This is a genomic window from Leptospira stimsonii (assembly GCF_003545885.1).
Lineage (GTDB): Bacteria > Spirochaetota > Leptospiria > Leptospirales > Leptospiraceae > Leptospira > Leptospira stimsonii.
Map to the genome: position 1 here is coordinate 1241347 of NZ_QHCT01000001.1, position 13456 is coordinate 1254802.

The window sequence follows — 13456 nt, forward strand, 5'->3', positions numbered from 1 at the left end:
GTTTCGAAAACGAAAAAAAACTTATTTTAGAAGGAGCGACTTTTCGATTCTCCCGATTCGCGTATGGGTTGTACGATTCGTATTCTCATTGCTTGGCAGAGATCAGTTCCAAAATATCTTTCTTTCGATTGATCGATTCGGAACTTCCGGCCGTGTTCCATTCGTACATTTTAAATCGAGAAGAACGTTGTAAGAATATGATAAAATCCTGATGCTCCTCGTTCACTTCTTCCGAGGAATGATACGAAAGATAGATGGGAGAAACGGAAAGCCCGGTACCGTAATAGAGAACGTGGAGTTCGAGAGAATTTAAGAAGTTCGCCGGTAGAACCGATATGGTTCTTTCTTCGGATTCTCCTTTTAAGATTTCCAGAATTTCGAAATGAGAGATTCTTCTTTCAAAATCGGGGACTTTTTTTTGGAGTTTTTCCCGAATTCCCAATTCCTTCAGGAGTTTGGAATGAATCTTAATTTTTGTTAGGGAAAAAGAAGGGCTGGCCGCACGGACCAAAAATATATACGGAGAACTTCGGACTAATTCTTCGAGAGTGATCGTTTGGTAGTGAATTTGGCTCATACAAAAAAAAGGAATCCATAGAAAAATAAAAAGGATCAAGAAGAATTTGTTTTTAGAAAGATACATGCGGGAATTCCGAAACGTAATTTCGATTTTAAGAATTACGAATTTTCCCGTCGAGAAAATATCGAATCGTTTATTCGGGAAAGAAGGAAACACTCTTTTTTGTTATCGAATATGACTTGAATTCCCTCTCATCCGGATATGATTTTCAAAGAACGAATATTTTCAAAATTTATAATATTCTGTTCGGGTAGATTCAAATGGTTTCCGTTTTTTTGATCCAATGGAATCGAAACAATATTTCGATTTCTTCTTCCGTGAAAAGAAGGATTACAGCGATTCTTCTCCTTCTTTTTGTTTGTTTTGATGCCGTTTCTTGCAAAGAGAAAAAAGACAACAGCGCTCTTCAATTTATGTTGGGTGTGACCTTTTGTAGTTTGCCCGCGAACAACGTCGTCGAACCCGCGACCCCGAACGAAGTGAAAGTTTTTCCTTCGGGTGCTGTTGCGGCGCTCTATCAGAGAACAAGCAATTACAATCAGGATTCCAGTGAGGAAGTCACGTTGTCCTTGAGTTTGGATGGAAAGAATTTTTCAAGTAGAACACTCAAACCTTTGGTTCAAGGCGGTTATCAGGCTCAGTATTTTTTAAGAAGCGAATTCGATTTTTACGCGGCCAATCACAAGGCCGTCGTCTACAAAACAAATGATTCGGGGCAAAGCTGGTCTCCGTTTCCTTTTGCTACGAATTTTTGGGGGGTTGTAGATCAAAGTAACTTTCATTGGGTTCAGTTTGCAGATATAAATTCGGGAATCCGATTTTCTTCGGCGAGGACTTCCGATTATTCGAATTTCAATTCTTATATGGAACGCACGACGGATGGGGGAAACACTTGGGAACAAACGGATTTATCTTCTCAGTTTTATTCCGTCTCCAATGTTTTGCTGAAATCATCCCAAGAGGTAATTCTGATTGGATCGATTCAAGGTCAAATCGGCGTAACTAGAATTTATCACTCGAACGATGCGGGCAGAACGTTTGTGCAAACCAATGGAGCTGTCGCTTCTTACGCAAAGTTTAGTTTTTTGGACGCATCGAATGGATGGGTCTTTTCCATTTCCAATCCTTTGTTACGGACCGGAGACGGCGGTCTTACATGGACTTCCGTCACTCACAATTTGACCGGTGGTTCTTTTCAGGTCGTAAAATTCTTAAATACAACGACCGGTTACGCACTTTACGGGCCGTATCAATCCTACAAATTTTATAAAACTACGGACGGAGGAACGAACTGGACCTTGATTCAGCTTCCCTTTTCAAACGGCGGATTGGACGGTACTTTTGATGCGGGCGCGGGAAAGATTTACATCGCCTATAAAACGAAACTTTTTGTTTCGAATGACGAGTTTGCGACTTATGAAGAAGCCGACCCCGGATTGAAATTGAGAGAATATTCCTATTCGAACGCGGTTGTGAATCCGGCTTGTTTTATGTATTCCCTCTAAAACGATTCATTCCTAAAAGAGGGAGCCAACTTTCGTCTGTTCCCTCTTTTAGGTGTTCGTCGGATGGTAAATTAGAATATTTTAAAATTCTAATCTCCGTCCGCGTTCGAAGGAAGGGCATTCGCTCCGAGAATTCCGATGACTTCGGTCGCGAAGGTGTTTCTTAGGTCTTTGAATAGATCGTATACTTGTTCGTCGACAAAAGTCAAATTTCCGGTCAAATCCGCTTTTAACGTGGCGGATGCGTTGATTCTACTCTGGAGATTGTTTTTGAGAGTGGTCATTTTGTTTTTAACTCTCGTATCCAAAGAGCTATTCTGCAATTTTACAAGATAACTTAGGGACCTGGAATCCGCTTCCCCGTTGCCCAAGTAAACGAGTTCGAGACCTTCTACCGAAGAAAGTAGATCTCGATAGGAGGAATCGCTGAAAATCGACTCCAGCTTCGCGGGATATTGAGTTGTGCCGGCGAGTGTCAATCCGGCTGGAACACCGATACGAATGTCCTGGTTGGTATATTCCAACTGAACGATCCCGTTGATAAACGAATCGACCGCATCCTTGATTCCGTTAAACGAATTGGAACCTGTCGCAAACTCGTTTGCGAATGAGGAGTTCCAAGAGTTATAAAGTCTTTGGCAATCGAGCTGGATAACGGTTGCGAGAGATGCAATGTATGCTTTTCTGCCGGCGCTTCCTCCATTTGCGGCATCGATTGCGGCTAATGTGTGTACGTTGGCTCCGTTATCGAAGATAAAATATTCCAATGCCGCAAATCCTTTTCTTGCGAGCGGGTAACCGTCTACTGTGCTTGAGGATGGACTGGTTCCTGCCGCCGTATCTAAATCGGTCGAAACCGGTCGATTGGTTTCCCCCAAAATATATCCGTCTAGCCTATGGAAGTATGTGGAAGGAAGGTAGGAACGGTTAATATAAAAGATCTCCGCTTGTTTGAAAAGTTTTCTGGCGGCTAACCATTTGTTTTGAAGATCTGCTAAATCTGTTTGTCCTGTTCCGGTTCCAGCGGTCGTTTGGTACGTCGCGGCGCTTGTTTTCAATTGATTCGAAGCAACCAAGAGTTTGCTGAACTGAGGAACCGCCACTTGATTGGCGGTATAATTCAAAAATTCTCCCGTACTTGCGTTTGCAAAAAGGGCGACCAACAAGGTTTCGGCGCCGGAGATCTTCCCGATTTCCTCACAACGGATTCCCGGAAGAATCACAAAGAAGGTCAAAAGAAGAATTTTGACTTTTTTTGCAAGTTCGGCGTTTTTTCTGAGTTTATTAGAAAATTCTAAATTTCTCATAAAGACTCCAGGAAGAGGATCAGTTTGTCACGATCCGCTTTCGGTAGAGTGATAAACTTATTCTTCGAATTGAGAGCCTCTCCTCCGTGCCAGAGAATCGCTTCCTTGTGACCTCTTGCTCTTCCGTCGTGAAGGAGGTTATTGTGTCCGTTCACTTTTTGAATGAGACCGGTTCCCCAAAGTGGAGGGGTTCTCCATTCCGTTCCGGTCGCTTCGAAGTCTTCGCGATTGTCGGCGAGATCGGTTCCCATATCGTGAAGAAGAAGATCCGTATACGGTTTGATATGTTGAAAAGAAATTTCCGGAAAGCCGTCGATCGCGCCGGTGAAGATATACGGTTTGTGACAGGCGTTGCATCCGACTTGTGTAAAGAGTTCTTTTCCACGAACCACATCCGCGTTTGTCCAGTTTCTCCTACCGGGAACGCTTACGAGTCTTGTATACAACGTAACAAGATCAGCGGTCTTCTTGGAAATTTCGGTGCCTTCCGGTGTTCCGTTGTTTCCAGGTGTGGACGCTAGGCAATCCGCTTGGGCCGCAGTACAATTTTGAGTAGGAAAGAGCGGGCTTGTGATTCCTATATCGCCTAAGAAGGCGCCTTGGTTTTGCTGATTTAAGTTCGGTTCGTTCGCCTTCCATCCAAATCGACCGAGAACTTTCTTTTGAAGCCTCGCATCCCAAACTATATTCGGTTTTCCTGATATTCCATCTCCGTCTGTATCGTCCGGATCGGCGAAAGAACGAATCGTAGATTCCGGTATCGCCTCCAAAAGTCCAAGCCCCGGAATCATAGGGGACGTACGAGGAGATTGATTGACCACCGGAGGAATTCCGAAGGCCCAAGCGGAAATCGTAAAGGTCGGTCTTCTGAGAGAATAGGCTTCTCCGTCAGGAAAGGTTCCCGGTTCTTCCGTGAACGTTACCGTTGTGGTCGCTTCTCCGTCAACTAGTGGAGGACCGGCTACGCCGCGATCGTTGATCTGAAGTCCGTAATTGTCGAGTCCTACGGGGCCGCCCGTAATCGGATCCTTTCCATTCTTACTAACTCGAATCAACATCGTGGAAAAAACACTACTTCCGCTTGCGGGTGGGGTTCCTCTTCCGTCCTTTACGTGACAACCGTTGCAGGAGGTACTATTGAAGACCGGACCTAATCCGTCGGAAGCGGAATTTCCGCCTTGAACCCAAAGACGATTGAAGAAGGAATTTCCACCTTGAAAGTCTATGTTTCCGCCGTCTCGAAGATTAGCCGCAACCAAATCGAACGCGTTCACCGTACTATCAAAGGTCGTCGTAAATCCGCCGGAATATTGTTCGCCCGGATCCAGATTTTGGAGGACAAGAAGAATGGCGGCCAATTCTAGATCGTTGTTTTTTTTCTTAGGATCTAAAATTCCGCACTGTGAGAATAAAACGAAAAGAATTCCAAAGAGGAATCCTTTTCGTATATTAGAATATGTTGAAACCTTGAAGGAAGAAAATTCTTCCTTCATTTTCTTGATTTTGTTTTTCATAACGATTCATCTTTTTGTTTTTTATTTTCTAACTTAGATAGAGAAGTCCGTGATCGAAACGCCGACCGCTTTCGCCGCGTCCGTGATCGTTTTTTTCAGAGTATCTCCGATCAATTTCTGCGTGTTAAAAAGAATATTGTATTCGGAGTCCGTGTTTCGGATGATCTGATCGTAACGACCTGTCAAAGAACCCGTAGGACAGGAAGTCGTATAGTTCGGATCCGCGACCTGCTCGGGAAGGTTGATGCAAAAGGCGTCTCTCGAAGCGACAAGTTGTGAGCCGATCGGAGGAGCTGTGAGTGTTCCGAACAGAGTGCTTAAACCGGGACCGGTAGATATAACGGTTCCTTTTTTGATTTGAAACGAGCCAGTCCAGAGATTCAAGACACCTTGTGCGTCATAGTAAAAGTCCGCTTTGGTTGTATCGCTAAAGCAGGAATGTTCCTCTTCCTGTAATCCGTCGAATGTTCCTGTAAGTCTTTGTCCGCCCCATTCTCCCGCGATGAACTTTCCAAGTCCTTGGAAGATATTTGTGAGTCCCGCGCTTGGATTGGATTTCATAAGATTGGAATAAGTGGTTCCATCGGAGAATTGGTCGCGGATGAGTCTTAATTGAAGTACCATCGCATCCGTAATCGCTTTTAAGTAAGCTTTTCTTTTAGCGGGAACACCTGCCGCACCATTGAAGTCGCCTACAGGGCGTTGGCCGGAAACCTGATTAACGCCTGCCGGTGCACCTGAGAGGTCCTTTCCCCAGAGGAGGTATTCAATCGCGTGCCATCCGACTGTAACAATCTTTTCGTCGACCCCTTCATTTGGTCCGGTCGCTCCTGAGTCACCATTGACTGCGAGAATATTCGCGTACGTTGCCGCGGTGCCGCCATTGATAAAATTATCGATTGCATCTTCGTCCAAAGGCCAGGCATTCAAAAGGCCTTCACATTCGAAACCTCCAGATCCGTCTGCCGCGGCACCACAACCGACTACGTCGGAGTTATCGATCGGGCCGGATGAAAAACGGAATGCTTCGGTTACGAGGTAAGAAGCTCGGGCGATCACAAAGAGATTTTTTAAGTTGGTATGATCTGCCGCAGTCGGGGTCACCGTTCCAGCAAACGTATTCACTGCGGTTTGAAGTGCAACGGCGTCCTGATAACTTTGATCGTAGGATTGATATCCCAATTGAAGATAACGGTCTACCACTTGGGCCTTTGTCGCCGTGGGAACGGATCCTAAGGCTATGATTCCTGCGAGGATCGTCGAATCGTTGTTATTCTTATCCGGTTTGCAATTCGCAAAAAGGATAAGCCCGATGAGGCAAGGTATGAGAAAGAGAGATGTTTTTTTTAGATCCATGTATTTTTCCTGAATGTCTTTGAAAAAAGGTCCCGGCCGTAAGCTTTCGCCGACAACCGGGGAATTTTCGATGAACTGGTTGTTATGATATTGATACTAATTCTCAAAATCATATTTTTGGTCAATCGAAATTCTTTTGTCTGATTGAATTTGCGGGAACTCCCGCAGAAAAATCCGTGAAAAGGGGAGTTCTCCCGTTTCGAAGTCGGAATTCGTCTTCGAAAAGTGGAAAGGATTGGTGAAAAGTAGGAACTCACACTTCGAAATCGCAGAGAAAATGCCTGCGATTCCTTCGAAAGAGATCTCATTCTTAGGAGATCAGAGTTCAAAGCTGACTCCAACGTTGATCTGGCGAAAAGGTCCAACTTGGATTCCTTCAGGAAGACGACCGGAGATATAACGGACATCCCCCAAATTCTTCCCTGAGATAAAGACGCTCCAACGTTTGATAGGATCCTTGTATCCAAAGTTTGCGTTTACGATAGCGTAAGCGGGAATCACTCCGGTTTCCCCGGAACTGTCCGAAGTAATATTCAAATATTGTAATACTTTTTTTCCGAGTGGATCCGTGATCGAATCCGCCCAATAGACGGTCCGAGTGTTTGTGTCGTCGTGGAACTGAGCGGAAAAATACTGATAATCCGCTCTTGCGTAAAATCCTTTTGGATGAACGTATCCGAAAGAAATGGTGGCGGTGTCTCTCGAAACATAGGGGACGTAATTTCCGTTTTTATCTCTTTGCGTGACTACAAAATCCAAAAGGGATTGGTTAGCAGTAATTTTAGAAGTATCGATGGAATATTGATTCATCTTCGCGTCCGCTCTCGTGTAGATAAACTCGATCGGAAGTTTGAAGTTTGCGTCGAAGATTTTTGCAGGATCAAAAGTGATGTTCGTCTCCAGACCGCGGCTGTATGTTCTTCCGCCGTTCTTTGCTGAGGAGGCGGAATCGTTTCCGGATGTGGAAGAAGTGATGATGATTTGGTTGATATAATTCAGATCAAAGTAAGTGACCTGAGCATTTAAGTAATTTGTAATGTCTCCGCGAAATCCCGTCTCATAGTTATAAGAATATTCAGGATCGATTTTATTGATTACACCCGAGTTATTCAAGGCATCCTGATAACGGGGAGGGGAGAAACCTTTGTGAGCTCCCGCAAACCAGGTGAGATCCTTTTTGATGTCGTAGGTAAGACCCAGACCTGGGATGAGAACGTGATACGTGTGTGTGCTTCCTTTGTCGACTTCTTGAGGAGGAGAATTCGAATCCGGCTGGTTCGTAACGGGATCGACCGCTTGTTGACGGAGAATCGTACGATTTTGGGTGAACGTCTCGTAACGAACTCCGGGAATCACAGAAAATTTATCATAGAATTTAAAACTGTTCTGTGCGAAGCCCGCGACCGACTTCGTATTGTTGACCTCGTGATCCCTGAGTTGTCCCGACTTCGCGAGAGAATATTCGGAAGACGCGGTACCGGTCGCAGGATTTCCCAATCCGTTGCCGAAGATCGCATAATCCGGAGTAGACGGTCCGTCGACGTATTTGATATCTGCGGTTTCATAGTGATAGCGAAGACCGGCGTCCAACTGATTCTTAATTCCGAAGAATTGATAGTCCTGCTGATAACGGGATTCGGCACCGACGAAACGATAGGTGCGATCCCGATGTCCCACGCTATCCAACATATAAACGGTGTCTCCAGGTCTATTGACAAAAGGTTCGGTATCATACGCTTTGATTACGTTACCCGGAAGTGTGCCGAAAAAGGAGCCAGTGTTCCGAACATAATTCTGTCTTGCCCAGTTTCTTTCCGTATAAGCCGCGTAAACTTTTGTGACGAGTTTAGAATTGTCCGTGAGTTTCCATTCGTGACCGATGTCTCCGGAATATCTCTGAAGTTTACGATTGTCCTGTTCGGCAAAGTTCGAAGAAGAATTGTTCCAAAATTGAGCCGTCGTCAAGCCGAGATAGGTCATGTTCGCGTCTTGAACTGTGCCAACGAATTTGGTCGTAAGAGCGTGTTTCTCATTGAGATCCGTGACGGATTTAAAAGAAACTTCATGAAGTCGGAAGTCTTGATGATCTCGGAAACCGTTTCCTTGTTTTCTAAGGACCATAATGTCGATACCGGTGTTTCCAAAAGTTCCACCGTAAGAAATCTGAGAAGAGAAAAATCCGTAAGATCCACCTTGCATAGAAACGGAAAGGACCGGATCTTTTGGAGGACGTTTGGTAATAAAGTTCACGACGCCGCCGATTGTGGAAGGTCCGAAGAGGATGGCTCCGGATCCTTTGACTACCTCGATTCTTTCCATACGATCGATGTTAGGCGTATAATATTGTTCCGGCGCGGAATAAGGATTGAGAGAAGTGAAAATTCCGTCTTCAAGGACGAGGACCTTTCTTCCAAGGTCGCTGTTGACTCCTCTAAAACCGATGTTCAAGATCAGACCCGTATCTTGATAACGAATCGAAGCCCCTGGAACTCTTCGAAGAACTTCCATCGAATCCACCGGGCGAGTTTGTTCGAGGTATTCTTTTTCGATCACGGTTGCAGAACCGGGGATTCGTTTGAGGTCGTTTTTCTTTTTTCCGATCACGGAAATGGTTCCTCGGGACCACTTTTCCTTTTCGGCTTCTTCCGGATTCGGGGCAGGAGCCGGCTTATCCTTATTTTCCGTAATTTCCTGAGGTTGTGCGGGAACTCCCCAAGAGATGAGGAAAAAGATAAGAATAGAGAGAGACAGAATTGATTTTTTATACATCGTCGATTTCGATTTTGAAAATGATTCTCAATATTTGGGGGCTGGGTTTAGAGTCAAGGGAGAATGGAAAGAAAAGAAGGAACGTCCGAGAAAAATTCTTAGGAATTAGAACTTAGGGAGTGAGGCTACAAAAAGTAGGAACTCCCTCGTTTTCCTTTCAATACAATGCTTTGCTTTGCCAAAGAATGCGGGAACTCCCGCGTTTTCCTTTCAACGCAATGCTTTGCTTTACCAAAGAATGCGGGAACTCCCGCGTTTTTCTTTCAACGCAATGCTTTGCTTTACCAAAGAATGCGGGAACTCCCCGTTTTTCTTTCAACGCAATGCTTTGCTTTACCAAAGAATGCGGGAACTCCCCGTTTTTCTTTCAACACAATGCTTTGCTTTGCCAAAGAATGCGGGAACTCCCTCGTTTTCCTCTCAACACAATGCTTTGCTTTACCAAAGAATGCGGGAACTCCTCAAAAAACTTTTCCAGTGAAAACAAAACGAACAAAAAAGAGAATCACGACGGACTGAGAAAGTTGTCCCGCAACAAAAACCGGATAAAAGATTTTCTTCTTATAACGGATCACACCGAGGATCGCGCTTAAAATCGGTGCCGGCAAGGGAAGTACATTGAAAGCAAAAATCGCCAAGACGCCGTAACGATTTAAAAATCCTTTCATTCTATAGAATTTTTTCGGGCTTATGAGTTTGATACAAGCGCGTGCCGCGATTCTTCCCAGAAAGTAATTGATCGAAAAGGAAATCAGAAGTCCGAGAAGATGAAGCGCGATGAGATCGCTCGCATCGAGTTTGGAATACGTGGCGCGAATGTATAAGAATTCGATGGGAAGATAAAAGAAAAACAAACCACCGAAGAGGGTCGTAAAGAAGACGCCGATCAAACTCGGTTTTTGAATTTCCCTGCTCACATAAAGAACAAGTTTCTGAATCGCACTCAAACCCGGGATTTCCAATTTAAGAATCCCGGAAGTCGCCAAGACGAAAAGTGTCGCCGCGATTAAAACGGTGGAGAGAAAGATTAAACCGGAATAGAAGTTTCTTTTCTCGTGATACGAGAAAATCTCATCCTTTTGAAACTTCACTCAATTCTCTCTTCCGAATGATATAAGACGGAATACGAGAAACGATCGCGGAAAGAATCAAACCTCCCGTTTCTCTCGTAACTTCGTCGTCGAAGGAAAGGTTTTGGATTTGCATCGCGGCGAGAACGGTTCCCGCGGAAAAAGCGGCGGAAAGAATCAAAGAAGTTCTCAGCCAGATTTTGGTTTTCTCAGGATAGATTAAAAATCCTGAATATAATGAAACGACGCTTAGATAAATGGGCATCCAGAGCCAAGGATCCGGATCGTTCCATTGAAGAGCCGCAAACAAAATCCAAAGAAGAATGATGGTGATCGAAAATGCTTTCATGATTCGTGAATCCATTTGAGTTCGTATAAGTCTTTTCTTCGATTGCTTAGATTTCTCACGGAACCTTTTTTACGAAGTTCTTTCAAGAGATCCAAATCCAAATCCGCGATCAAGGTCATCTCCGTATTTGGAACCGATTCCGCGGCGACACAGTCGTGAGGAAACGCAAAGTCGGAAGGAGTAAAAACCGCGGACTGAGCATACTGAATGTCCATATTCTCCACGTGAGGAAGCGCGCCAACAGAACCCGAGATCACCACATAACATTCGTTTTCGATGGCCCTCGCCATAGCGCAGTGTCTGACTCTGTTGTAACCGTTTTTCGTATCTGTATAAAAAGGAACAAAGAGAATGTCCATTCCTTGTTCCGCGAGAATTCTCGGGAGCTCCGGAAATTCCACGTCGAAGCAGATAAGAATTCCGATCTTGCAGGAATCCGTGTTGAACACGGAAAGGTTGTAACCACCTTTCACTCCCCAGTAGAAATCTTCGTCCGGAGTTACGTGCAACTTATATTGTTCTTCGTAGGTTCCGTCCCTTCTACAAAGATAGGAGACGTTGTGAAGGGTCTCGTCCCTGTACTCCGGCATACTTCCGGAGATGATATTCACGTTGTATGAAACCGCAAGTTCCACCATTCTTTCGATGATACTTTCCGTATGACTGGAAAGGGCCCGCATCGCGTCGGAAGGGCTTCGATCGTTGTATTTTGCAAGAAGTGAGGCATTGAAGAATTCGGGGAATAAAACAAAGTCCACGTTGTATCCGGCCACCGTATCCACGAAAAATTCTACCTGTTTCATCAATTCTTCGATTCCGGTAACGGGGCGCATTTGAAGTTGAACGACTCCCACTCGGACCACCGTTTTTTTGCCGCCGATGAGAGTGGTCTCTTCCTTCTCGTAATATATATTCAACCATTCTAATAGAACCGCGTAAGAACTGAAACCTTTCGTGTTACCGAAGTAACCGCGTTTTAGTTTTCTCACGTGAAAGCCGTTTGCAAGTTGAAAGGAAAGAACCGGATCGTAGATTTCTTTGTCTCTCACCTTTTCGATGTATTGCGCCGGAGTCATCGAGTCTTCATAGTTTTCGTAACCGGGCATCCAAGCTCCGACTACGATTCTTTTGAGATTGAGTCTTTCACAGAGTTCTTTTCTCGCGTCATACAATCTTCGACCGAGACGAAGACCTCTGTATTCCGGGTGAACAAAGATATCGACTCCATAAAGTGAATCTCCTTCTTCATTGTGATTTTTGAGATCTCCCTTTCCTACGATTTCTTCGTAAGTGTGGTTATCTCCGTAATCGGACCATTTGATGATTTGGCTGATCGCCGCACCGACGACTTTTCCGTTGTCTTCGATACAGATTTGGCCTTCCGGAAATTTTGTGATCTGAGATTCGTATTGATTTCTTTTCCAGGCACCGTCGAACTCGGGAAAGACGATGTCCATGATTTCTTTCACGTCTTCGTAGTCATCCAAGGTAAGAGCTCGGATGACGATCCTATGATCGGATTGAATCTTCTTCTTTTTCTTCCTCGGTTTTTTTCCACCGGCTCCGTTCGTGGAAATCATCAGAACACTTTTCCGGGATTCATGATGTTCTTCGGATCCATGGATTTTTTGATTTCTTTCATCAGAAGAATTTCGGCTTCCGTTCTGGAAAAATGGAGAAAGTCCTTTTTTAAAAGTCCGATTCCGTGTTCCGCGCTGATCGATCCATGATATTTTTGTAATAAACGGAACATATCCGGATCCACGCTCTTGCATCTTTTGAAGAATTCTTCGTTGGAAAGATCTTTCGGTTTAACAATGTTTAGGTGAAGATTTCCGTCGCCCACGTGACCGAAGAGCGCGATTTCAAAACCGGGATATTCGTCTTTCAAGAGGGCTTCCATTTCGACGAGGAAGGGTTCCATATTTCGAAGAGGAAGCGAAATGTCGTTTTTATGAACCGTATAATCGATGGAAATACTTTCGCTGATTCCTTCCCGATACTTCCAAAATGTTTCGGATTGTTTGGAATTTTGGGCCAGACTTCCGTCGCTGATCAGTTCCTTTTCCGTGATCGTTTCCAAGAAGCCGAATAGTTTTTCGTCGTCGCTTTCGTCGGCGATTTCGAATTCCATCAAAACGTAATATGGGCTCGGAGCCGAAAACGGATCGGAAACTCCCAGATGGGCTTTTACTTTTCCGAGACAATATTCGGTGAAGAATTCGAAGGCGAGAAGGGGAACCTTCACCTGGTGAGTTTCCTTGAAGAGGGAAAGGATGGAGACAAAATCGGGAACGGCTACGAGAAGAACTCGGTTGTCCAGTGGTTTTGTAGTGAGTTTCAGAGTCGCTTCCGTGATGACGCCTAACGTTCCTTCGGAACCGATAAAAAGTTGTTTGAGATCGTATCCGGTGTTGTTTTTAAGAACTTCGCCGTTGAATTCTAAGATTTGCCCGGAGCCGGTAACTACGGTTAGTCCCAAGACCCACTGACGAATGAGTCCGTAGTGGACGACTCTCACTCCTCCTGCGTTAGTCGCGATGTTGCCGCCGATATGGGAAGAACCCGTGGATGCGAAGTCCACCGGAAAGTAGAATCCTCTTTCTTCAGCCTCTTTATGAAGATTCTTCGTGATCATTCCCGCTTGCACTTTGATACTTCCGAAAAAAGGATCGAAGTCTAGGACCTTATCCATCTTGGAAAGGGAAAGAACCAATTCTTGATTTTTTGCGATCGCTCCTCCCGCGTAACCAGTTCTTCCGCCGGAAGGAACGATGGAGATATCGTTTTCAAAAGCGTATTTTACGATTTTTGCAACTTCTTCGGTGTTTGTAGGAAACGCGAGAATTTCGAAATCGGGACTGTGAACTTTGGTCCTGTCCGTTCCAAAAGAAAGAAACGTCGCTTCGTCAAAGTCAGGGTCGTTTCTAAAAAATATTTTTCCCGGGCCGATGAGGGATTTTAATTCCGTTTTGTTGATTGTGGAAGTTGTGGTCATAATTCTAA

The 13456-nt window shown here is 44.8% G+C and carries 10 protein-coding genes; 1 reads left to right on the plus strand and 9 read right to left on the minus strand.

Annotation, left to right across the window (positions count from 1 at the left end; genetic code table 11):
• Positions 1-85: 85 nt before the first annotated feature.
• Entirely contained in the window at positions 86-577 is a 492-nt protein-coding gene (locus tag DLM75_RS06080) for a hypothetical protein (RefSeq protein ID WP_147456609.1), read from the minus strand.
• Between the two features lie 263 nt (positions 578-840).
• On the opposite strand from DLM75_RS06080, the gene DLM75_RS06085 reads away from it, so the two are divergent.
• Positions 841-2085 carry a WD40/YVTN/BNR-like repeat-containing protein gene (locus DLM75_RS06085; protein WP_241547834.1) on the plus strand — a complete coding sequence of 415 codons (1245 nt, stop codon included), beginning with the start codon at positions 841-843 and terminating at the stop codon, positions 2083-2085.
• Between the two features lie 89 nt (positions 2086-2174).
• Here the strand turns inward: DLM75_RS06085 and DLM75_RS06090 are convergent, their stop codons facing one another.
• The 8 genes from DLM75_RS06090 to DLM75_RS06135 form a co-directional block, all read right to left on the minus strand.
• Positions 2175-3392: an imelysin family protein gene (locus tag DLM75_RS06090; protein ID WP_118967566.1), complete on the minus strand. Its 1218-nt coding sequence runs from the start codon at positions 3390-3392 to the stop codon at positions 2175-2177.
• Positions 3389-4906 (minus strand): di-heme oxidoreductase family protein, encoded by a 1518-nt coding sequence (locus DLM75_RS06095; RefSeq protein WP_118967567.1) that lies wholly within the window; start codon positions 4904-4906, stop codon positions 3389-3391. Before DLM75_RS06095 ends, DLM75_RS06090 begins: the two co-directional genes overlap by 4 nt.
• Positions 4907-4939: 33 nt before the next feature.
• Positions 4940-6262: an imelysin family protein gene (locus DLM75_RS06100; RefSeq protein ID WP_118967568.1), complete on the minus strand. Its 1323-nt coding sequence runs from the start codon at positions 6260-6262 to the stop codon at positions 4940-4942.
• A 318-nt stretch (positions 6263-6580) separates the two neighbouring features.
• Positions 6581-9031 carry a TonB-dependent receptor family protein gene (locus DLM75_RS06110; RefSeq protein WP_118967570.1) on the minus strand — a complete coding sequence of 817 codons (2451 nt, stop codon included), beginning with the start codon at positions 9029-9031 and terminating at the stop codon, positions 6581-6583.
• A 461-nt stretch (positions 9032-9492) separates the two neighbouring features.
• Complete coding sequence (locus DLM75_RS06120; RefSeq protein ID WP_118967572.1) at positions 9493-10122, minus strand: VTT domain-containing protein; 630 nt, start codon at positions 10120-10122, stop codon at positions 9493-9495.
• Positions 10103-10465, minus strand: coding sequence for a transmembrane 220 family protein (locus DLM75_RS06125; protein ID WP_118967573.1), 363 nt, complete (start codon positions 10463-10465; stop codon positions 10103-10105). Before DLM75_RS06125 ends, DLM75_RS06120 begins: the two co-directional genes overlap by 20 nt.
• Positions 10447-12030: a bifunctional GNAT family N-acetyltransferase/carbon-nitrogen hydrolase family protein gene (locus tag DLM75_RS06130; RefSeq protein WP_118967574.1), complete on the minus strand. Its 1584-nt coding sequence runs from the start codon at positions 12028-12030 to the stop codon at positions 10447-10449. The genes DLM75_RS06125 and DLM75_RS06130 overlap by 19 nt, the downstream gene beginning before the upstream one ends.
• The gene (locus DLM75_RS06135) at positions 12030-13448 is read right to left on the minus strand and encodes an FAD-binding oxidoreductase (RefSeq protein ID WP_118967575.1); all 1419 of its coding nucleotides are present in this window, start codon (positions 13446-13448) and stop codon (positions 12030-12032) included. Before DLM75_RS06135 ends, DLM75_RS06130 begins: the two co-directional genes overlap by 1 nt.
• Positions 13449-13456: the final 8 nt, after the last annotated feature.

Coding starts and splice junctions, on each gene's coding strand:
- DLM75_RS06080 (WP_147456609.1), bottom strand. CDS start 577: ATGAGCCAAATTCACTACCAAACGATCACTCTCGAAGAATTAGTCCGA.
- DLM75_RS06085 (WP_241547834.1), top strand. CDS start 841: ATGGTTTCCGTTTTTTTGATCCAATGGAATCGAAACAATATTTCGATT.
- DLM75_RS06090 (WP_118967566.1), bottom strand. CDS start 3,392: ATGAGAAATTTAGAATTTTCTAATAAACTCAGAAAAAACGCCGAACTT.
- DLM75_RS06095 (WP_118967567.1), bottom strand. CDS start 4,906: ATGAAAAACAAAATCAAGAAAATGAAGGAAGAATTTTCTTCCTTCAAG.
- DLM75_RS06100 (WP_118967568.1), bottom strand. CDS start 6,262: ATGGATCTAAAAAAAACATCTCTCTTTCTCATACCTTGCCTCATCGGG.
- DLM75_RS06110 (WP_118967570.1), bottom strand. CDS start 9,031: ATGTATAAAAAATCAATTCTGTCTCTCTCTATTCTTATCTTTTTCCTC.
- DLM75_RS06125 (WP_118967573.1), bottom strand. CDS start 10,465: ATGGATTCACGAATCATGAAAGCATTTTCGATCACCATCATTCTTCTT.
- DLM75_RS06130 (WP_118967574.1), bottom strand. CDS start 12,030: ATGATTTCCACGAACGGAGCCGGTGGAAAAAAACCGAGGAAGAAAAAG.
- DLM75_RS06135 (WP_118967575.1), bottom strand. CDS start 13,448: ATGACCACAACTTCCACAATCAACAAAACGGAATTAAAATCCCTCATC.